The following is a 22,119-nucleotide window of genomic DNA, read 5'->3' as shown; positions in this document are numbered from 1 at the left end:
GCTTTACTTCACTTCTACCGCATCAATTTTATGTGGTTGACGTGTTGTTGTACCTTGTAGGTTGCGGATCAGCAGTGCAAAATCTAAATCAACATCTTCAGGAACAGATAAATAAACCATGTGACCATTACCTGGTGCAACATCCGTTGGTTGCTGTTTTTTGTTAAACAGCGCTTCTAGCGTAAATTGAATATTTCCAGTTGGTGTCATTAATTCTAGGCTATCCCCTAAAACAAATTTATTTTTAACATCAACTTCAGCTAAACCGTTTACGCGTTTACCTGTAAATTCACCGACAAATTGTTGAGTGTCAGAGACAGAATAACCATATTCATAAGTTTGGTACGCATCATGGGTATGACGACGTAAGAAACCTTCTGTATAACCGCGGTGTGCTAAGCCTTCTAATGTCGTTAGCAACGTTGGATCAAAAGGTTTACCTGCAACAGCATCATCAATTGCACGACGATACATTTGTGCAGTACGGGCACAGTAATAGAAGGATTTAGTACGACCTTCAATTTTCAGCGAATGTACGCCCATTTGAGTTAATTGCTCAACGTGTTCAATCGCGCGTAAGTCTTTAGAGTTCATGATATAAGTACCGTGTTCATCTTCAAACGCAGTCATATATTCACCAGGGCGTTTTGCTTCTTCGATTAAGTAAACTTTGTCTGTTGGCGCGCCAACACCTAAAGTAGGCTCAACGTTTTTAACTGGGATTGGCGTGTATTTTTCAACGATATTACCAACCTCGTCTTCTTTGCCTTCTTCGACTTTATATTCCCAACGGCAAGCATTAGTACATGTACCTTGGTTCGGGTCACGCTTATTGATGTAACCAGATAACAGGCAACGGCCTGAGTAAGCCATACATAATGCACCGTGAACGAAAACTTCTAATTCCATATCAGGAACTTGCTTACGAATTTCAGCAATTTCATCAATAGAGAGTTCACGAGAAAGGATCACGCGAGTTAATCCCATTTGACGCCAAAATTTTACGGTTGCCCAGTTAACGGCATTGGCTTGCACTGAAAGGTGGATATCCATTTCAGGGAAGGCTTCTCGTACCATCATGATCAAACCCGGATCAGACATAATCAGCGCATCAGGACCCATATCAATGACGGGTTTTAAGTCACGGATAAAGGTTTTTAATTTAGCATTATGAGGTGCGATATTAACCACAACATAGAAGCGCTTACCTAATTCGTGGGCTTCTTGAATACCTTTAGCAAGGTTTTCGTGGTTAAACTCATTATTACGCACACGTAAGCTATAACGTGGCTGACCTGCATAAACGGCGTCTGCGCCATAAGCAAATGCATAGCGCATATTTTTTAATGAGCCAGCAGGAGAGAGCAATTCGGGTGTAAACATGGTTAATTTCCTGGTTCTGATTTCAAGTCAGTCCCCCACACATTGGGTAGGGGTATATCATAAAGGGGGGGATTCTAGCGCTTAAGTGTAGCGAGGTTCAATGTATTCCTGAAAAAATATCATCGAAAACGGTAAGCTTGGGTTTCCCAACGATAACCTTGACCATAAATTGAGCGAATAAATTCAATTTGATCGTTAAGTTGCTCAAGTTTACGTCGCAAGTTTTTAATATGACTATCAATGGTTCTATCCGTCACAATGCGGTAATCATCATAAAGATGATCCATAAGCTGATCTCGCGTTAATATCTTGCCTGGTTGTGTGGCTAAGGCCTTTAATAGGCGAAATTCAGCGGTGGTTAAATCGAGAATTTTATTATTGTATTGAATTTGATAAGCCTGTTCATCAATCACAACTAACTTATCGCTCTGAACAATATCTTGAGGACGATAATAACGACGCAATAAGGTTTTGACTCTGGCGACCACTTCTCTTGGGCTATATGGTTTGCAAATATAATCATCAGCACCAATTTCAAGACCTAATAATCTATCGACTTCTTCTGTTTTGGCAGTGACCATAATAATGGGAATGTCGGAGAATTGGCGCAACTCTTTACAAATTGTGATGCCATCTTTTACAGGTAACATAAGGTCTAACAAAACTAAATCATAGTGCTGCTGTTTTACACAATGGCTGACTTCCGCGCCATCGGCTAACCAATGTGTTTGATAACCTGATGCTTGCAGATAATCAATGAGCAATTGTGCAAGTTTGGGTTCATCTTCAACAATTAGGATTGAATAGGGTGATTCAGTCGTTGTCATTTATCAGCTCAATAATTATTAGCGCAAAATGATAAGGCTTAATTATCATCAGAATATGCAGGTAATTCTATAAGGATTTTCATGCCACCTAAAGAGGAAGGCATGACACTTATCTTACCATTATGAGCTTCAATAATATTTTCGCAAATCGCAAGCCCTAATCCAGATCCACCACTTGCTCGATTTCGTGAACTTTCAGCACGATAAAAACGCTGAAAAACCGCTTTATATTGCGATTCATCAAGCCCTGGTGCGCTATCTTCTAATGAAATTAGCACACTATTATGGCCTTTCTTGGTGCTGATATGCAATTGACCTCCAGAATAGGTATAACGCACGCTATTTTCTAGCAGATTGTGAAAAAGCTGGATAAGCCTATCTGGATCGGCTTGTACAATCAGCGACGATAAATCATCTAACTCGGTGAATAAGGCAATATCTTTGGTTTGGTAAGTGTGACGATAAGAGGCTACCGCTAATAAAATTACTTCATTAATATCAACAAAGTCTTTGCGATAGGTTAAAGAGCCTCTGTCTGATAATGAAAGCTGGTGGAGATCATTGACGAGTTTAGTCAGATTCGTCACTTCAAATAACAGAGAATTTAAGGTTTCGGCTGTGGGTTTTCTCACACCATCTTGTAATGCTTCAAGCTCACCTTTTAAGATAGCCAGTGGTGTTCGCAATTCATGAGAGATGTCGGCCATATAATCACGGCGAATTTGCTCATTTTTTTCTAATGTACTGGCAAGTTGGTTAAAGTCAGTGGCGAGTTGGCTGATTTCATCTTTACTAGTAGGATGAACCCGAACAGAGAAATCGCCAGCAGCCAGTTTATGGGTTGCTTCAACCAAACGCTTAACAGGGCGTATCATACTGCGAGAAAGAACCAATGTGATTAGCAGTGCAAACAGAACAGTTGCACCTGCAATGATCCAACTGGTACGCAGTTGTTGCTTATCAAAACTGATATCGGCTTCACTGCTGATTTTATCTGCGGCACTGACAATCACCCATCCAACAATTTCATCGTGAAAGGTAATAGGCTTTTTAAATGTCTCTGCGGGAAATTGATTGTCATGTCCAAATAAGCGCTTCATGTCTTTATCTACAATCCAAAACTGTGTACGCCAACCGCGAGGCGGAGGGCCATCACCACTTTGGCTTATCTGATCAATGGTTCTTAATATTTGATAGACAGAATGTTCATCTTTGTATAAAAAATGCCAATCACCAGCTAATTCATATTGTTCAGTTAAGGCTTCTGCTAGATGAGTTGCTCGCTGTTCACTGTTTTTCTTGATATAGCCAATAAAGCCTTGTTGAAAGCTACTACGAATACCAATATGCATAGCAAAGACAACCACCATGCACGTTGCGAAAATCACCAGAAACAGCTTGCTTCTCAATTTCATGCATTTGCCTCTTTTTTGCTGATACGTCGTTGTTGCCAACGTTCACGCAATCCATCAAAAAATAGATAAATAACAGGGGTGGTATAGAGCGTTAATAGCTGGCTCATTAATAAGCCACCGACGATGGTAATACCCAAAGGTTGTCTTAATTCTGCACCATCACCACTGCCTAACATTAACGGCAAAGCACCAAATAACGCCGCAAGTGTCGTCATAATAATAGGACGAAAACGCAATAAGCTGGCTTGAATAATCGCCTCTTTGGCAGACAATTTACCTTCACGCTGTGCGGTAATTGCAAAATCTACCATGATAATGGCGTTTTTCTTCACAATACCAATAAGCAACATAATGCCGATAAGTGCAATTAGGCTAAAGGGGGTATCGAAAAGCTGTAACGCCAATAATGCACCTACGCCCGCAGAAGGAAGGGTAGATAAAATGGTTAGCGGATGAATATAGCTTTCATACAGCACACCTAACACTAAATACACTGTGACTATTGCTGCCAAGATAAGAATAAGCTGTGACTTTATGGTTTCTTGGAAAACCTGTGCAGTGCCCGCAAATGTGCCTCTTACCGTATTGGGTACTCCCAATTCAGTCATTGTGCGTTCAATAGAATTAATGGCATCAGCTAACGTATAGCCTTCAGGTATATTAAAAGCAATAGTTGACGCTGCGGATAATCCTTGGTGATTCACACTTAATGGTGCGTTAGCAGGATACCAACTGGCGAATGCGGATAATGGAATACGTTCACCTTGTGAATTGACCACATACATTTTATCTAATGCAGAGACATCTTGGGTATATTGTTCAGAGACTTCCATCACCACTTTATACTGATTTAATGGCGCATAAATGGTGGTGATCTGGCGTTGACCAAAGGCATTGTTAAGCAGATTATTCGCATCACTGACATTAATACCTAATTGCGACATAGTATCGCGATCGTAAGTCAGAGCCATTTCAGCGCCTTTGTCTTCTTTATCTGAGTTAACATCCACAAGCTCAGGTAATTCGCCTAAGGCTTTACGTACAATAGGCTCCCATTTACGCAACTCGCTTAAATCATCTGCTAATAATGTAAATTGATAACTGGCATTGGCTTGACGCCCACCCGCTCTTACATCCTGTACGGGCATTAAAAAGAGGTTGGCACCGGGTTCATTAGCTAATTTTGTGCGTAAACGATTAATGACTTGATTCGCGCTGTCAGTTCTTTCTGACAACGGATTGAGGGAGATAAACATAAACCCACTGTTAATGCGACCGCCACCAGTAAAACCGGTCACGCTATCCACGTCTTTATCTGCATTAATTTCCTGCATAAAGCGAGCCATTTTTTCTTTCATCGACTGGAATGAAATACTCTGATCCGCTCGCACAAATCCCATTAATCGACCTGTATCTTGATCGGGGAAAAAGGTTTTGGGCGCGCTAATATATAAATAAACATTTAAACCCAAGGTTGCGAGAAAAATTGTCATAACCCAGCGCTTATGGCGCAATGCAGCTTGTAATGTGACGCTGTAACCTTGTTGAGCGCGGAAAAGTAACTTACCAAAACCTCGTAAATGCGACTGTGCTTTCGGTTTCATCCCTTTTAATAAATGTGCGCACATCATGGGGGTTAGCGTTAACGAAACAAACAAAGAGATAGCGATTGCTGTCGTTAACGTAATGGCAAATTCTTTAAATAATCGCCCAACAAGACCATCCATTAACAGTAATGGAATAAAAACGGCAACAAGAGAAATGCTCATCGAAAGTACGGTAAAACCCACTTCACTGACACCTTTTAGTGCGGCTTGTTTAGGCTTTAAACCATTTTCGATATGACGAGAGATGTTTTCAAGTACGACAATCGCATCATCAACTACAAAGCCTGTAGCAACCGTTAATGCCATTAATGAAAGGTTGTTTAAGCTAAAGCCACAGAGATACATTGCTGAAAAAGTACCAATTAATGAAACGGGTACAGCAACAGCAGGGATCAGAGTGGCGCGACCTGAGCGTAAAAATAAGAACACCACTAAAATGACTAACGCCACCGCAATGGCTAACGCACGTTCAACTTCAGCTAGGGATGCGCGAATAGTCGGTGTTCTATCTTGTGCAACTTTTAAATCAACACTGGCAGGAATAAGCTCACGCAATTCAGGAAGTTCATCACGAATACGATTAACGGTTTCAATGATATTTGCACCTGCTTCACGGCGAATAACCAACAAGATAGCAGGCTCACCGCCACTCATACCCGCAGCGCGTGCGTTTTGTACAGAATCAGTCACTTGTGCCACATCACTTAGACGCACAACTGCATCTTGATTGTAATGCACAATAATTGGGCGATATTCAGCGGCTTTGCTTAGCTCATCATTGGTTTGAATTTGCCAACGATTGTCATCATTATTCACAAAGCCTTGAGGTCGTCGGACATTAGCTTGGTTTATGGCTTTTCTGACATCATCAAGGCTTACGTTTTGATTGAACAATGCATCAGGATTAAGTGCGACACGAACCGCAGGTAGTGAACCGCCACCGACAGAGACTTCACTGACGCCTTCAATTTGTGAGATTTTTTGTGCCAATCGTGTTGATGCTAAATCGTAAAGCTCACCCGTGTTTTGTGTGTCAGAGGTGAGCGTTAAAATCATAATCGGTGCATCAGAAGGATTCGATTTATAATAACGTGGGCGGCTTGGCATCCCTGAAGGTAGCAAGCTTTGTGATGCATTTAATGCCGCCTGTACATCTCGTGCTGCCGTATTGATATCTTTATTTAAATCGAAAACCAGTGTGATATTGGTACTCCCTAGCGAACTGCTTGATGTCATCTCATCAATCCCCGCGATACGCCCTAAAGAGCGCTCAAGCGGCGTAGCAACCGAGGATGCCATCGTTTCAGGAGATGCCCCAGGCAATGAGGCATTGATATTAATAACGGGGTAATCCACCTGTGGCAAAGGCGCCACAGGAAGTAACATAAAGCCCAATACACCGCAAAGTGAAATCGCTAAACTGAGCAACGTGGTTGCTACAGGTCGTTGAATAAAGAGGGCGAAGAACTTCATGATACAGCCTCGTTATTATTTTCAACGTGTTTATTGCGGTTGATATAGAGCGATAATTTATCAAATAACAGATAAATTACAGGTGTCGTAAATAGGGTTAAGATCTGGCTCATAATTAAGCCACCAACCATACAAACCCCTAATGGCTGACGTAATTCTGCCCCTACACCCGTACTCAACATTAAAGGTAAAGCACCTAAAAGCGCCGCCATTGTGGTCATTAAGATTGGGCGGAAACGTAATAAACACGCTTGATAAATAGCTTCGTAAGGCGTTAAACCTTGTTCTCGTTCAGCGGCAAGGGCAAAGTCTATCATCATGATCGCATTTTTCTTTACGATCCCGATAAGCAAGATGATCCCAATAATCGCAATAATATCAAGCTCATTGCCTGCTGCCATTAAAGCAAGTAATGCCCCAACACCCGCTGTTGGCAGCGTAGATAAAATAGTAATAGGGTGAATAAAACTCTCATATAGCACGCCTAATACAATATACATTGCTACAATTGCCGCGATAATCAGCCACAAAGTACTCGAAAGCGCGCTTTCAAATGCCAGTGTCGCCCCTTGGAATTGGGTGGTAATATCTTTTGGCATAGAAATCTGCTCTTCAGCCAATTTCACTGCATTCACCGCTTCTTCAAGAGAGGATTGTTCAGCGACATTAAATGAGAATGTGGCTGAAGGAAATTGTTCTTGATGATTAATAGAGAGCGGTGCCAAGCGTTGCTCTACGGATGCAATAGATAATAAAGGTACCATCGCACCATCTTTACCCGTTAAATGCACGGCTGAAAGTGCCTGTAATCCATCTCCGCTGCGAATATCTTGTTCTAATACCACGCGATACTGATTTGCTTGAGTGTAGATAGTGGAAATTAAACGCTGACCAAACGCATTATAAAGTGCATTATCAATATCACTCATTGAAATACCTAAACGGCTTGCTGAGTCTCTATCCACTTTGATATACGCCATCATGCCGTTATCTTGCCAATCACTGCTAATATCAGTCAATTCAGGGCTATCTTTTAATGCTTGAGAGAGTTTTGGTACCCAAGAGGCCAATTCATCTAATGATGTTGCTTGTAGCGTAAATTGATACTGAGTACGAGAAACTTGCGTATCAATCGTTAAATCTTGAGTTGGTTGTAGATAGAGAGTCATTCCTGAAATAGAAGCAATACGCGCTTGTAAACGAGGAATAATCACATCTATTCGGTCTTCACGCTGATCAAGAGGCTTCAACGTAATTTGTAAACGACCGGTGTTTAAGGTTGCGTTGCTTCCATCAATACCCACGAAACTAGCAATATTATCAATAGCAGGATCATCAATTAATTTATCAACGACCTGTTGCTGTTTTTCTACCATTGCTTGGTAAGAAATAGATTGTGAGGTTTCAATGGTGCCTTGCAATAGCCCGTTATCTTGTAATGGGAAGAAGCCTTTAGGAATAAACATATATAGCAATACGGTTAGTACTAATGTGCTAAGTGCTACGCCAAGCGTTATCCATTGATGGTTTAAAACACGTTTGAGCCAAACTGCATACACTGCAATCATTTTTTCAAAGAAACGCTCGCACGCCATTTCAAAACGGTTGTGTTTGATTTCATTTTCAGGCTTTAGCAATCGAGCACACATCATTGGCGTTAATGTGAGCGAAACCACCGCAGAGATTAGAATGGCAACAGCAAGGGTGATTGCAAACTCTCTAAATAGACGACCAACAATATCTCCCATAAATAATAGGGGGATCAGTACGGCAATCAGCGAGAAAGTTAGTGAAATAATGGTAAAGCCAATCTCGCCAGCTCCTTTTAAAGCGGCTGTTAACGGTTTATCACCACGTTCGAGATAACGGGAAATATTTTCAATCACAACAATGGCATCATCGACAACAAAGCCTGTGGCAATGGTTAATGCCATTAAAGTGAGGTTGTTGACAGAGAATCCACAAAAATACATCACCGCAAACGTACCTACTAATGAAAGCGGTACGGCAATACTTGGGATTAAGGTTGCGACACCATTACGTAAAAAGAGATAAATGACCATTACCACAAGGGCGATAGCTAAACCAAGTTCAAACTGCACATCTTTAACTGAAGCGCGGATCGTTGTAGTTCTGTCTGTTAAGATCTCAACATTAACGGACTTTGGTAAATTAGAGACTAAATCAGGCAATAAATTACGAATATTATCAGTGGTATCAATAACGTTAACACCAGGTTGTCGTTGAACATTAATAATAATCGCTTGCTCATTATTCGCCCATGCCCCTAATTGATTGTTTTCAGGTGCTTGTTCAATAGTGGCAATATCAGATAAACGGATTGGTGCGTCATTTTTATAGGTAACGATTAATTGACGGTAATCTTCTAATGATTTCATCTGATCATTAGCAGATAACGTCACAGAGCGAGTTGGCCCATCAAGGCTCCCTTTCGCTGAGTTAACGTTCGCATTATTGATTGCTACACGAATTTTTTCGCTATCTAAACCGTAAGATGCTGCGGCTTGTGCATTGAGTTTGACTCTAACAGCAGGGCGTTGACCACCCGCTAGTGCCACCAAACCCACGCCATTAACTTGTGAGATTTTTTGCGAAATACGGGTTTCAACCATATCTTGCAACTGTGTCATTGGTAATGTTGAGCTAGTAACCGCCAAGGTTAAAATAGGCGGATCAGCCGGATTGACTTTGCTGTAAATCGGCGGATAAGGTAAATCGGATGGTAGCAGATTAGTCGCTGCATTTATCGCAGCTTGTACCTCTTGCTCTGCAACATCTAATGGTAATGTAAGTTGAAACATCAGTGTGATCACTGATGCACCACCAGAGCTTTGTGACGACATCTGTTTTAACCCAGACATCTGCCCAAATTGACGCTCTAATGGCGCGGTAACCGCGGATGTCATTACATCAGGGCTTGCACCGGGGTAGAGTGTAACAACTTGAATTGTTGGGTAATCGACTTCTGGCAAGGCAGACACTGGCAACATGCGATAGCCAACAATACCCGCTAACAGTATGGCAACCATAAATAAAGTTGTTGCAACAGGGCGCAGAATAAATAAGCGAGAAGGACCGCCACCTGTACCGTGTGTTTTTTCTGTCATTACGCTTTCTCCGCGACAACACGGTCATTTTCTTTATTTTTTGGTGCTGTTGGTGTCACGATATCGACTTTTGCACCTTGTGTTAATCTATCCACACCATCGGTTACAACACGTTGATTTGCTGATAAACCCGAAGCGATAACCACTTTTTCTGCATTCTGTAATGCAACATCAACACGTAATTTGCTCACTTTATCTTCGCTATCAACAACCCAGACAAAGTGACCTTCATTCCCCATTTGCAATGCTGCATTAGGAATAACCACCGCCTTTTCTAATGTGGTGACGTAAAGGCGTACATTTACAAATTGATTAGGGAATAGAGTATTTTCTTGTTGAGGGAAACGGGCTTTTAACTTTATGGTGCCTGTCGCTGCATCAATTTGATTATCAACACTAAATAGTGTGCCTTGTGCTAATTCAAATTGATTATTTCTATCTAACGCCGTAACAGGCAAATCTGCATTGTTTTTACGTGCTTGAATAACATTCGCTAAATCTTGTTCTGGCAAAGTAAAAAGCACATCAACAGGGTCCATTTGATTGATAACAACGATAGGCGTGGATGAACCACCAGAAATATAGTTTCCTACATCAACTTGCTTTAAACCCACTCGGCCTGAAATAGGTGCCGTGATTTTGCTGTAGGTTAATTGCAGTTGTGCATTGCTGATAGTGGCTTCATCAATACGAATACTGGCTTCAGATTGTTTTACTAAAGCTTGCTGATTATCTAACTCTTGTTGTGAGACTAAGTTAGTTTTCGCTAATTTCTGATAACGCACTAAATCAAGGCGTGCATTTGCTAATGTGGCTTGATCTTTTGCTAGCTGTCCTTTGGCTTGGGCTAATTGTACTTCAAAAGGGCGCGAGTCAATTTCAGCTAAGAGATCGCCTTTTTGAACTTGTTGGCCTTCGGTGAAATGTAGCGCCATTAATTGACCTTCAACACGGCTAGTGACGGTCACGCTGTTAGTGGCTTTTACTGTACCTAAAGCAGATAAAAATTGAGGGACATCTTCTTGTGTTGATGTTGCAACTTGAACAGGCGGCAAAGGAGGACGACGAGATCCTGATGTACCTCGACTCTGGGTGTTTGTTGCTTGAGTCCCTTTATTTTCGGGCGACGCTGTTTTTGCTGCATTAAATTGCCAATAGGCGTAACCACCTGCGATTACGACGATTAAAGCGATAATGAGAGAAACTCTTTTTTTAGCATTTTTGTTTTTATTCATTACTTTTGTGATCTCACTGGCAACTAGCTAATCAGAAATACTGAAATGAAAATCTGGAATGGTGACATTCTACCTGTTTATTCACAGTTAAAAATGGAGGAAATATGGAAATTAAGCCAAGGAATGTGTTTTGTTGGCGTTATTTTAATCAGTTAAAACAAATTGCTACTGGCATTATTTTACCGTTGTTATTCTATAAGAACTAATTTAGCAAAATATAGGTAAACAGTAGCGTAGCTTAATTGTTTATATAGGGATAATTAAGTGAAAAATAAATTATTGATTATCAGTGAGTTATTCTGTTTGATGTTTTTTTAATCGCATAACTATTTTGTACAAATGCCTGTAACTATGATAAAACGCAATAGTTAGTTATAATTCTTAGATAATTATGCTTTCCAGTGATAGAATGCCAACCTTGTTTTTCTCTGCGTTGAACTCTTTTCAAAGAATAACAATCCAGTATGAAATTCACCGAGCTTTAACTCTGTCTTAAATAACGAAATTTTTGTAAAAAATTAGCCTAAATATAAAGGCGTAATAGAATAATTAGAGGTTTTTAGTGTCAACTGCAAACACACCTGACGATGGACAAAAACCGAGCCTGAATGCATTTAAACAGCCTCGCGCGTTTTATCTTATCTTCTCAATCGAGTTATGGGAACGTTTCGGCTATTACGGTCTTCAAGGGATCATGGCCGTTTACTTGGTTAAAATGCTGGGCATGGGTGAAGCGGAAGCTATCACTGTTTTTGCTGCATTTACCGCGTTGGTCTATGGTTTTGTTGCTATCGGTGGATGGCTTGGGGATAAAGTCCTTGGTACTAAAAGGGTTATTATTCTTGGTGCAATCGTACTGGCAATTGGTTATGCAATGGTGGCATTCTCTGATCACGATAAAGACGTGATTTATTGGGGACTTGCAACGATTGCAGTAGGTAATGGTTTATTTAAAGCTAACCCATCTTCATTATTAGCAACCTGTTATGAGAAAGATGATCCGCAATTAGACGGTGCATTTACCATGTACTACATGTCTATCAATGTGGGTTCTTTCTTCTCTATGTTAGCGACACCATGGTTGGCGGCTAATTATGGCTGGGATGTTGCATTTGCACTGAGTGTTGTGGGTATGCTGATCACACTAGCAAACTTTGTTGTTTGTCGTGGTTGGATAAAAGATAAAGGCTCTAGACCTGATTTTGAACCGCTTAACTATTCAAAATTATTATTAACGCTGGTGGGTATTGTTGCACTGGTCGCTGTATCCACTTGGTTGCTACATAATAATGAAGTGGCAAGTTGGTCTTTAGCAATCATCTCATTAGGTATCATCCTGATTTTTGCGCGTGAAACGTTCATGATGAAGGGTGCGGCTCGCCGTAAGATGATTGTTGCATTCTTGCTGATGGTTGAAGCGGTTGTATTCTTCGTTCTTTACGATCAAATGCCAACTTCTTTAAATTTCTTCGCGATCCATAACGTTGAGCACTCAATCTTAGGTTTCAGCGTTGAACCTGAACAATTCCAATCACTTAATCCATTCTGGATCATGTTAGCAAGCCCGCTACTAGCGGCTGTATATAACTTTATGGGTGATAAACTACCTATGCCATATAAATTCACTGTGGGTATGTTCTTGAGTGCGACCGCATTCTTAGTACTGCCATTAGGTGCTAGTATGGCAAATGAAGCAGGTATTGTATCTTCATGGTGGTTAGTCGCAAGTTATGGTTTCCAAAGTATTGGTGAGCTGATGATTTCTGGCCTAGGTCTTGCGATGGTTGCTCAACTTGTACCACAGCGTTTAATGGGCTTTATTATGGGCGCTTGGTTCTTAACTTCGGCAGCCGCTGCAATTATTGCAGGTAAAGTTGCGAGTTTAATGGCAGTACCAGAAGACGTACAAAGTGCTCATGCTTCATTAGAAATTTATAGCAGTGTCTTCTTACAAATTGGTATTGTAACAGGTGTTATCGCAGTTCTAATGCTGATCACCGCACCGATGCTAAGTAAAATGACACAGTAATTTGTGCTCTTAAAAATAAAGGATGCCATAAGGCATCCTTTTTTGTATCCGAATGAAAGCAAGTTCAATTTTTATCGTGTACCTTCTATTTTAAACAAATAAATGACTATTATTTGCACTTATTCTTTACACTTTACTCATCATATAATAAATAAAGTGTAAAGGAGGCGTTATGAACAGCACAATGCAAAAAAGATCAACACAACAACTCTCAGTAGAGAGAGCCGCTGTTCTTAAAAGAATGGTTAATTTGACAAAAGAGTTAGTTGAAGCCTTAGCAGAGAAAAAAAAATTAACTCATGCTTTGGAGATGACTGATAATGAGTTAGCTAAGCTTATTTTTGAAACTCAACTTGAACGAGCCTGTGAAATATCACCGAGAGAACAACAAAAAATTGCTCGCTTAAATGAAGGCGCGATTAAATTTTCAGAACAACTAACAGCATTAGGTGGAACTTGCTGAACAAGCCAAGCGGCTGAAATTTTGGGTGTTAAACGTCAAACGATTAATAATCGTCTGAAAACCAATAAATTATTAGCGGTTAAAGTAGGCGGAGAATACCGATTACCACTATTTCAGTTTGATGGTAATCAATTAATTGATGGGTTAGAAGAAATTTTGGTGTTATTGGGTGATCTGAGTTCAACAACAAAAGTGTCATTTTTAACAAACATGTATTTTTTTGATGATGATGATAAGAATCTGAATATTACTGAAATATTAAAAAAATACGGTCGTATGAGTGAACAAATGCAGGAAATAATTCATCAGACTAAACTTTTTGGCAAACATACTTCTTTTTGATAAACAGCTCAAGTCGAGCTGTTTACTCATCCGCATTAATATCAAATCGTAATGTTTCTGTAATGATCTCAATACCTGAAATATCATCATATTGCCAATTCTGAGGAAAATTTTCTTTTTTATCATCATGATAAATATCGAGAGAGCAGTGTGATATTTCTGCTAAAGGATTAATACGCTCTTTTCTAGCCCAAAACGCAGTACACATTCCCAAATAGTGTCTTGAAGGATAGGTTATACCATCATAATCAAGTTCAGGTGTATTGGCAGCCCAATCAACAATAGTTTGAGTAAAATTATAGCATTTACCCATAGTTTTATCCGCAGTGATATGAAGTATGCCCTGTAATTTTGACATATCAATGAGTTTTGTTTTTCGTGTGGTACTGAGTGTATATATTTGTGCTTTTTTAAGTCGCTCAATCCAAGAATAAAAGTTTTGTTATTTTGATAAAGGCCTAACTGATCACTTTATCAATCTGCAATGCAACATCTTTTTCTCTTGTGGTGGGTTTTACAGCCGTCCAACCTTTATAAGCTAAAGGTAAGAAAGCGACTGCAATAGCTAATAATGATACGCCTGCAACATAATATGCACCTGCCATTGCAGTTTTTTCTAACCATATTCCTGTTAACATTGGCGTTAATCCACCGAATAAGGCATAAGCCATATTGTAAGCAAAAGACAAACCAGAAAAACGAATTGATGGTGGAAATGCTCTTGTGCTAACAATAGGTGTAGTTGCAATCGCCCCAACAAAAAAGCCCATCAAACCATAGTTAAAAGCTAACTGAAAACCTGACATTGCTGCATCTAAACTGCCATAGAAATGGAATGCAGTCACAATCAAACCACCCCATGATAATGTCATTGACGCGCGTGTTCCTAATTTGTCACTAATCCAACCCCAGAATATGCAACCTAAGGTTAAGGTTAATGTTGCAACGCAGTTCGCTTCTAATGATGTCGTTCTATCAATTTTGTAGATCCCTTCAACAATGACACCGGGGGTCATCAAAATGGTGACAACAATAGCTGTTGATAAAGACCATGTTAATGCAGCAGTAATTAAGCACGCTTGCTTGTGATTTTTAATAACTGAAACCACAGGCATTTCTTGTGCTAAGGCTTTTTTTGCAGCCATCTCTTTAAAGATAGGTGTTTCTTGTAAGAAGCGACGTAAGTAGACAGAAATCAAACCGAATACGCCACCTAAAATAAACGGTATACGCCATGCAAAGTCATTTACTTCTTGGCTGGTATAGCTACGTTGAACGATAATTGCCACGATTGAACCTAATAAAATACCGCCTGTAATGCCTGAGGTTAATGTTCCTACACCTAAGCCATAACGTTGTTTTGGCGTGTGCTCTGCGATAAACACCCAAGCACCTGGCATTTCACCACCAATGGCCGCACCTTGCATAATGCGCATTAATAACAACAATAATGGTGCAGCAACACCAATACTGGCATAAGTTGGTAATAAACCAATAACTAATGTTGGTACAGCCATTAAGAAGATACTTAAGGTAAACATGCGTTTACGTCCAATAATATCTCCGTAGTGTGCCATAATAATGCCACCCAAAGGGCGAGCAAGGTAACCAGCAGCAAAAATACCTAATGTCTGCATTTGTGCAATAAAGGCGTTATCACCGGGAAAGAACAAGTGGCTCAATGTTTTCGTAAAGAACACGAAGATCACGAAATCATAGAACTCCAACGTTCCCCCTAGCGAGGATAAACCCAACGTTTTATAGTCGTTGCGGTTCAATGGTCTTGCCGTAGGTTGACTCAACGGCTGAGTGGAGTGTGATTGTGATGTCATAATTACAACCTATAATAATCATCGTGATAAAAAATAATGCGTAATAAGATCACAAGTAAATTCTTTGAAAATTAACGAATAAAATAGGGTGAAAATAAATAACATCGAATGGTTATTTATAGGCTATTTATGCGAGAAAGAATAATGTTGTGATGATGGTTTAAGTTATAACAGGAAGCTCTTAATAATGTAAATAGATGAAATCAAAACAACATTACTGGCTTAAAATCAATGCATTTTAGGTTTTTAGTTTCATTTAATAGATAAAGATCATTGTTAAATTCCGTTTAATTAAATTTCAACAATATATAATAAAATTATTATATAAATTTAAAATGAATAATATTTTAGTGTTTTTAAATAAAAAAGGTTTTGTGTTGAATATATTTATTCAAGTCTAAATAAACAAGTGAATAATAAATTAAGGTATGAGTTAATTTATTATTATTCTATAAATTAACTTATTATTAGATAATTAAGAAAGCTAATAGTATTAATAATGAAAGATATGATCTGATAGAAAATGAAATATTAGAATATTCTACTGTATGTTAAATGTCGATGCATTGGAATTAAATTTCAATAATATTTAATTTTTTGGAATTAAAATCCAATGAAATTTATAATGATAATTTTATTTTTGTGTTTTTATGCAAATCGTGGCTTTGGTGCGCTTTTCCGTTAAGTTAAAAATAAAAACAAAAAGAGGCATCAAAAAAATTATTCTTGGTTATAATTACATCAGTAAGTCAAATTGAACTGTCGGAGGATTTATGGTCTCTATTTCAATGAGTGCTGTTCTCTTAGCTGCAATTATTTTGTTCGCATCACTTTCTATCGTTGCATTAGGTGGTGGTTTAGTACTAAAAGCCATGCTTAATGACTCCAATCAAAATGACAGTTATCTATTAAGTGCCTCTGTTAAAAAGACTTTTATTACTTCATTGGTTATTGCATTGTTGCTTGTCTATTATTACCTATCAACAACGGCTTAATATTTGTTTGATTGATATAAAAAAACGCCACTGCATTTTATTATCAGTGGCGTTAGTGTAATGAGAAGATGTCTTAAACTAAGAAGATAGTTGCTAAACCTAAGAAGATAAAGAAACCACCTGTATCCGTAATCGCGGTTATCATAACGCTTGAACCAATGGCAGGATCTTTACCAAATTTTATCATCGTCATTGGTATTAATACGCCCATAATGGCAGCCATTAACAGGTTGAGCACCATTGCCATTGTCATCACGGCACCCATTGCAAGGTCACCATAGAGAAGGAAGGTGACAATTCCCATGATCCCTCCCCACACAATACCATTGATAAAGGCAACACCAAGTTCTCTTAAAATTAAGAAAGAAAAGCTTCCGGTTTGAATCTGGTGTAGAGCTAATGCACGGACAATCATTGTGATGGTCTGATTACCTGTATTTCCCCCAATACCAGCAACAATTGGCATCAGTGTTGCTAAAGCGACTAATTGGGAAATGGTGTGTTCAAACACGCCAATAACACGAGAGGCAACGAAAGCAGTACATAAGTTGATAGCAAGCCAAGTCCAACGTGTTTTAACCGCTTGTCCGACTGGTGCAAAGACGTCTTCTTCTGGGCTCAAACCACCCATACGACGAAGATTGGTATCGCTCTCTTCATGCATGTTATCAACGATATCTTCAACAGTTAATCGCCCCATTAGAAGACCATTACTATCAACAACAGCCGCAGAAATTAAGTCGTAACGTTCGAACGCACCCGCCGCGTCTTCGCCTTTTTCCTCAGGCATAAAGCTCACGGTGTCTGTTTTCATTACATCAGAGACAAGCTTATCAGGAGATTGCGTTAAAACAGTGGTTAATGGAAGCTCGCCCAACAGATGATTTTTATTATCAATAACGAAGATTTTATCCGTTGCTTCAGGAATAGAGCCCCGTTGGCGTAGATAGCGCTGTACCGTTTTTAACGTAACATTACCTCGCACAGTGACGAACTCAAAATCCATCATCTGGCCGACGCTGTCTTTTGGATATTGAAGAACTTCTCTTATTCTATTACGCAGACTTGGTTCTAAATAGGTAAGAAGTCGACGCATCGTATCGCGAGGTAAGTGCTCTGCGATGTACGCTTGCTCATCCACATGTAATGTGGCGACCGATCGTAATAATTCACGGTCAGTCATATCTTTAATTAAGCTGTCCCAAACGGCGACAGAAGCTTCGACTAAAACAGCACCACGTTCATTATTATCAACCAAATGCCACAATGCGAGACGTTCGTCATAGGGAAGGGCTTCAAGAATATCTGCAATATCTGCCGCGTGTAGATCTTGTAGTAATTCTCTAACAGTGGTGATTTTTTCATGAAGTTCATGGTGGCTCAGCCTATCATTTTCACTTGCTTCACCTAAAACGGTTTCAACAAAATGATCATCTTCGAGAAAGATGCTCAAAATTTGCTGACGCAGGTGTGCCACTTTTTGTGAATACGGATTGATGGCAGCCGCAGTATCATTGTTGATAGCTGGTTGAGACATGTTATTCCTTTTTAATTCTTACGAGGGAGATAACCATTGACACTAATTATTCCATTTTAGGATGATTATCGGTCTTCTCCGTATAAAAAATATGAATCTTGAACAATATTGCGTTGGTGATGTTCATATTATCGTCACAAATCAAACCTATGTTGTTATGTGATAGTTGTTGTATGATAGATGCAACAAAAGACGCATTGACTAGCGTCTTTTTCTGTATAATATCATATTGTTAAGCAGATTCCTCTTTTATATCCAGTTTCCACCCCGGAACTGACTGCCAATGTTCTTGTTCTTTTTCTAAATCCAATTCCATCAATGTGTTATCAGAAAGATAATTTGCAGGAAAATAAAGTGTCCAATGATTTTCATCTGTAACTAAACGCAAAGATGCAGGTTTTGTCGTCGATTGTCGCTGATTATTAAGTAAAGTTGCTAATCTTAGTATTTGTACGAGTGGAAAATACTGTTTCTTTTTATAAAGATTAAATTTAGGCAACTCATCTAACTTGATCCCTTTCCGGTGATAGCGAACGAGAGTTGTTAATAACAGTTGTTGCTCTTGATTAAAGCCAGGTAAATCAGTATTTGAAAGAATATAAGCAGAATGGCGATGTAACCCACTTAAATTAATACTTAATCCCACTTCATGTAACATAACAGCCCAAACTAAAATAGCCTCTAAATCAGGGCGAACTAGCTTAGGATTTTGCTGTGCCCATTGAGCGTAAAGAGATTGCATAGTTTCAAGAACACGTTTTGCTTGTTCTCTATCGATATTATAGTGTTCTGCAAGGCTTTTAGCTGTGCGCTGGCGAATATCTTGATGGCGAAATCTACCTTCCATTTCATAAAGCACACCTTCACGTAATGCACCGTCAGATAGGTGTAGGGCTTTTAATCCTAATGAATCAAAAATACCGCATAAAATCGCCAAACCTGGTACAAAAACATGTTTACGTTCATCGGATAAACCTGGAAGGGCGATATCTCTAAATTTCTTAAATCGTAAAACTTGTTTAGTGAGCATTAGTAGGCGTTCTGGAGTAATAACACCGTCTTTTTCACCAAACTCAACTAAGATCTCATGAGCCGCTTTAATTGTTCCTGATGCCCCTAAAGCCACATCCCAGCCAGTCATTTTGTATTGCCATGCAATTTTTTCCATTTTACGCGCTGCTTTTTCTCGTGCTTTACGAAAAGCAGATTCGCTAATTTTTTGTTCTGGGAAAAATTGACGGCTAAAACTGACACAACCCATGCGTTGGCTTTCGATTAAAATTGGCTCAAAATTTTCACCAATAACCAATTCTGTTGAGCCACCACCGATATCGATAACGAGCTTTCGACCTTTTTCAGATTGAGTGTGCTCCACTCCCATAAAAATAAGTCGGGCTTCTTCATGCCCTGAAATAATTTCAATAGGATAAGGAATAACTTCTTTGGCTCGTTGAAGAAAGACTTTCGCATTAGTGGCGACACGCAAAGTGTGTGTTCCCACGACGGTGACATTTTCTGCGGGAAAACCCTGTAACCTTTCAGCAAAAAGGGAAAGGGCGGAGAGCCCACGTAACATAGCCTCTTCGCTTAATTCGTTATCATCATCAAGTCCATCAGCAAGATAAACTCGCTGTTTTAAACGACTTAAGACTTGTAATGCGCCATTAACAACACGCGCAATTATCATATGAAAACTATTAGAACCGAGGTCAATAGCCGCAATTTCTAAAGGACGTGGTGAAGAGTCATCTTGTGATAAAGGCATAAAATTACGCTCGTGAACCGGGTTGTTCTAACAATTTAATATACTCATAGACAGCAAGCTGGGAACGGATCTTACGTTTATTTCCACGAGGAACATAGCTATTTGTTAAATCTTTATCGATATAACGTGCTTTTACGGTGTCATTAAATTGAATATCCAGTATATCAAGAACGCGCTGTTTAAGTTGAGGATCAAGCAAAGCCACTGCAACTTCAATGCGATAATCAAGATTTCGCGTCATCCAATCGGCAGAGGAGAGAAAGATTTTTTCATCCCCTTTATTGGTGAAAACATAAACACGATCATGCTCTAAAAAGCGGTCAACAATACTGGTTACTTGAATGTTTTCACTAAATCCTGGCTGATTAGGCACTAAAGAACACATTCCTCGGACTAACAGCCGTACTTTTACGCCTGCTTCTGAAGCGTCATAAAGGCGATTAACTAATTCTTCATCAACTAAATTATTCACTTTTAATGTAATACCCGCAGGATGCCCTGCTTGTGCACTATGAATTTCATTGGTGATTAATTGATTTAAAAGGGTGCGCGAGTTTTGTGGCGAAACCATTAAATGCTCAAAGGTGACAGGGCGATAAGGGTTTTCAATAAAGCTAAAAACGCGACGTACTTCATTGGTAATTTCAGTGTTAGTCGTTAATAGTGAATAGTCAGTATAAAGACGCGCTGTTTTTTCGTTAAAGTTCCCCGTACCGATATGAGCATAGCGAATGATTTCACCATTTTCTAAACGTGAAATGATAAATAACTTCGCGTGAATTTTTAAACCCGGTGCAGAGAAAATAACGTGAACGCCCGCTTCAGTCAGGCGTTTTGCCCAGTGGATATTCGCTGCTTCATCAAAACGTGCTTGTAACTCAACAACTACTGTGACACGTTTGCCATTATGCGCAGCGTGGATCATCGAATCAATAATTCGAGAGTCTTTAGCAACACGGTAAATATTGATTTTGATTGAGATAACACTTGGGTCAAAAGAGGCTTGGCGCAACAATTCCAACACATGCTCAAAGGTATGATAAGGATAATAGAGCAAAACATCACGCTCACGTATCGCATCAAAGCCATTACGGAAGTTATCAAACCAAATATGGCGTAAACGTGGAATAGGTTTATTTAACAGAAATTTACTACCCTCATTTGGGAAGTTAATAAAATCTTTAAAATTATGATAACGACCACCAGCAATGACGGAGTCATTATTCGATAAACCTAATTTACTGCGCAGCAACGCCACCATTTCATCAGGCATATCGCGTTGATAAACAAAACGGACAGGCTCTGCGGTAAGACGTTGTTTTAATGTTGATGACATCATTTCAAGTAAACTTGATTCCATTTCTGTTGCAAGATCGTATTCTGCATCTCGCGTCATTTTCATGGAATAAGCACTTAATGAGTCATAATCAAAGAAGCCTTTAAACACCTCATCAAGACAGTAGCGTAAAATATTATCCAATAAAATCATGGATTTTTTCTTACTACGTCCTTGTTCTGTCGGCAGAATAACAAAACGAGGTACTTTATCTGACGGAATTTCTAACAGGGCATAATGAATAATTTGCCCTTGTACAATTTCAACCGCTAAATAGGTGTAGTCATCTTTAAGAAACTCAACCAAGTCTGTTTCAGGATTAATTAAAATAGGCGTGATGTGTTTTCTTAAATTTTGACGGAAATATTGGCGTAACCAGATTTGTTGATTAGGTGAGATTTGGCGTTCATTAATTAAAAAGATTTGGTTTCGCGCCATTTCAAGTAACAAATCATTATATAAAGCATCAAACTCTTGGTCGGCTTTAGCTACTTTTGATTGAATTTTCTTTATAAGATGGCGAGCATGGCTTGACGCGGAGCGTGAGCCACGTTCTTCATTAATCAAAATACGGCGTTTTACATCGGCAAAACGAACCTTGTAAAACTCATCAAGATTATTTGAATAGATCCCCAGAAACCTGACTCTTTCAATTAACGGGTTTCTTTTATCAGCCGCTTCTTGTAATACACGTTCATTAAATGCAAGCCAACTGATCTCTTTATCAATATAGAGTCGTTCCTGGGACATCT

Annotated in this window: 15 protein-coding genes; 4 read left to right on the top strand and 11 right to left on the bottom strand. The window is 39.3% G+C overall.

What is annotated here, in order from left to right; genetic code table 11:
* Positions 1-3 precede the first annotated feature (3 nt).
* From yegQ to F1325_RS11130, 6 genes are all read right to left on the bottom strand, one after another.
* Entirely contained in the window at positions 4-1,383 is a 1,380-nt protein-coding gene (gene yegQ / locus F1325_RS11155; RefSeq protein ID WP_109374219.1) for a tRNA 5-hydroxyuridine modification protein YegQ, read from the bottom strand.
* A gap of 119 nt (positions 1,384-1,502) precedes the next feature.
* Entirely contained in the window at positions 1,503-2,210 is a 708-nt protein-coding gene (gene baeR / locus F1325_RS11150) for a two-component system response regulator BaeR (protein ID WP_109374220.1), read from the bottom strand.
* A gap of 38 nt (positions 2,211-2,248) precedes the next feature.
* Positions 2,249-3,625, bottom strand: a complete 1,377-nt coding sequence (gene baeS / locus F1325_RS11145) for a two-component system sensor histidine kinase BaeS (RefSeq protein WP_160230444.1) — start codon at positions 3,623-3,625, stop codon at positions 2,249-2,251.
* Positions 3,622-6,705: a multidrug efflux RND transporter permease subunit MdtC gene (gene mdtC / locus F1325_RS11140; RefSeq protein WP_160230443.1), complete on the bottom strand. Its 3,084-nt coding sequence runs from the start codon at positions 6,703-6,705 to the stop codon at positions 3,622-3,624. The genes baeS and mdtC overlap by 4 nt, the downstream gene beginning before the upstream one ends.
* The gene (locus F1325_RS11135; protein WP_109374223.1) at positions 6,702-9,833 is read right to left on the bottom strand and encodes an MdtB/MuxB family multidrug efflux RND transporter permease subunit; all 3,132 of its coding nucleotides are present in this window, start codon (positions 9,831-9,833) and stop codon (positions 6,702-6,704) included. Before F1325_RS11135 ends, mdtC begins: the two co-directional genes overlap by 4 nt.
* Positions 9,833-11,068 (bottom strand): MdtA/MuxA family multidrug efflux RND transporter periplasmic adaptor subunit, encoded by a 1,236-nt coding sequence (locus F1325_RS11130; RefSeq protein ID WP_160230442.1) that lies wholly within the window; start codon positions 11,066-11,068, stop codon positions 9,833-9,835. The genes F1325_RS11135 and F1325_RS11130 overlap by 1 nt, the downstream gene beginning before the upstream one ends.
* A gap of 562 nt (positions 11,069-11,630) precedes the next feature.
* Here F1325_RS11130 and dtpA point away from each other — a divergent pair.
* The 3 genes from dtpA (at position 11,631) to F1325_RS19385 (ending at position 13,902) form a co-directional block, all read left to right on the top strand.
* Positions 11,631-13,097, top strand: coding sequence for a dipeptide/tripeptide permease DtpA (gene dtpA / locus F1325_RS11125; RefSeq protein ID WP_109374225.1), 1,467 nt, complete (start codon positions 11,631-11,633; stop codon positions 13,095-13,097).
* Between the two features lie 172 nt (positions 13,098-13,269).
* Positions 13,270-13,560 carry a hypothetical protein gene (locus F1325_RS19390; protein WP_244313517.1) on the top strand — a complete coding sequence of 97 codons (291 nt, stop codon included), beginning with the start codon at positions 13,270-13,272 and terminating at the stop codon, positions 13,558-13,560.
* A 21-nt stretch (positions 13,561-13,581) separates the two neighbouring features.
* Positions 13,582-13,902 (top strand): hypothetical protein, encoded by a 321-nt coding sequence (locus tag F1325_RS19385; RefSeq protein ID WP_244313516.1) that lies wholly within the window; start codon positions 13,582-13,584, stop codon positions 13,900-13,902.
* Between the two features lie 22 nt (positions 13,903-13,924).
* Here F1325_RS19385 and F1325_RS19380 read toward each other — a convergent pair whose 3' ends face one another.
* Together F1325_RS19380 and F1325_RS11110 are read right to left on the bottom strand one after the other, a co-directional pair.
* A complete protein-coding gene (locus F1325_RS19380; RefSeq protein ID WP_244185070.1) occupies positions 13,925-14,215 on the bottom strand; it encodes a hypothetical protein in 291 nt (96 codons plus the stop codon).
* Positions 14,216-14,360: 145 nt separating this feature from the next.
* Entirely contained in the window at positions 14,361-15,734 is a 1,374-nt protein-coding gene (locus F1325_RS11110; RefSeq protein WP_109373667.1) for an MFS transporter, read from the bottom strand.
* A 773-nt stretch (positions 15,735-16,507) separates the two neighbouring features.
* Between F1325_RS11110 and F1325_RS11105 the strand changes: the two genes are divergently transcribed.
* Positions 16,508-16,729 carry a hypothetical protein gene (locus F1325_RS11105; RefSeq protein ID WP_109373666.1) on the top strand — a complete coding sequence of 74 codons (222 nt, stop codon included), beginning with the start codon at positions 16,508-16,510 and terminating at the stop codon, positions 16,727-16,729.
* Between the two features lie 73 nt (positions 16,730-16,802).
* Here the strand turns inward: F1325_RS11105 and mgtE are convergent, their stop codons facing one another.
* From mgtE to ppk1, 3 genes are all read right to left on the bottom strand, one after another.
* A complete protein-coding gene (mgtE, locus tag F1325_RS11100) occupies positions 16,803-18,266 on the bottom strand; it encodes a magnesium transporter (RefSeq protein ID WP_109373665.1) in 1,464 nt (487 codons plus the stop codon).
* A 232-nt stretch (positions 18,267-18,498) separates the two neighbouring features.
* Positions 18,499-20,031, bottom strand: coding sequence for an exopolyphosphatase (gene ppx, locus F1325_RS11095; protein ID WP_160230441.1), 1,533 nt, complete (start codon positions 20,029-20,031; stop codon positions 18,499-18,501).
* A gap of 4 nt (positions 20,032-20,035) precedes the next feature.
* On the bottom strand, positions 20,036-22,117 hold the full coding sequence (gene ppk1 / locus F1325_RS11090) for a polyphosphate kinase 1 (RefSeq protein ID WP_109373663.1): 2,082 nt from the start codon (positions 22,115-22,117) through the stop codon (positions 20,036-20,038).
* Positions 22,118-22,119: the final 2 nt, after the last annotated feature.

The organism is Proteus columbae (assembly GCF_009914335.1).
Classification (GTDB): Bacteria; Pseudomonadota; Gammaproteobacteria; order Enterobacterales; family Enterobacteriaceae; genus Proteus.
The sequence above is the reverse complement of the archived record's forward strand: the minus strand, read 5'-3'. Positions and strand labels throughout refer to the sequence as shown.

Coding starts and splice junctions, on each gene's coding strand:
- yegQ (WP_109374219.1), bottom strand. CDS start 1,383: ATGTTTACACCCGAATTGCTCTCTCCTGCTGGCTCATTAAAAAATATG.
- baeR (WP_109374220.1), bottom strand. CDS start 2,210: ATGACAACGACTGAATCACCCTATTCAATCCTAATTGTTGAAGATGAA.
- baeS (WP_160230444.1), bottom strand. CDS start 3,625: ATGAAATTGAGAAGCAAGCTGTTTCTGGTGATTTTCGCAACGTGCATG.
- mdtC (WP_160230443.1), bottom strand. CDS start 6,705: ATGAAGTTCTTCGCCCTCTTTATTCAACGACCTGTAGCAACCACGTTG.
- F1325_RS11135 (WP_109374223.1), bottom strand. CDS start 9,833: ATGACAGAAAAAACACACGGTACAGGTGGCGGTCCTTCTCGCTTATTT.
- F1325_RS11130 (WP_160230442.1), bottom strand. CDS start 11,068: ATGAATAAAAACAAAAATGCTAAAAAAAGAGTTTCTCTCATTATCGCT.
- F1325_RS19390 (WP_244313517.1), top strand. CDS start 13,270: ATGAACAGCACAATGCAAAAAAGATCAACACAACAACTCTCAGTAGAG.
- F1325_RS19380 (WP_244185070.1), bottom strand. CDS start 14,215: ATGGGTAAATGCTATAATTTTACTCAAACTATTGTTGATTGGGCTGCC.
- F1325_RS11110 (WP_109373667.1), bottom strand. CDS start 15,734: ATGACATCACAATCACACTCCACTCAGCCGTTGAGTCAACCTACGGCA.
- F1325_RS11105 (WP_109373666.1), top strand. CDS start 16,508: ATGGTCTCTATTTCAATGAGTGCTGTTCTCTTAGCTGCAATTATTTTG.
- mgtE (WP_109373665.1), bottom strand. CDS start 18,266: ATGTCTCAACCAGCTATCAACAATGATACTGCGGCTGCCATCAATCCG.
- ppx (WP_160230441.1), bottom strand. CDS start 20,031: ATGCCTTTATCACAAGATGACTCTTCACCACGTCCTTTAGAAATTGCG.
- ppk1 (WP_109373663.1), bottom strand. CDS start 22,117: ATGTCCCAGGAACGACTCTATATTGATAAAGAGATCAGTTGGCTTGCA.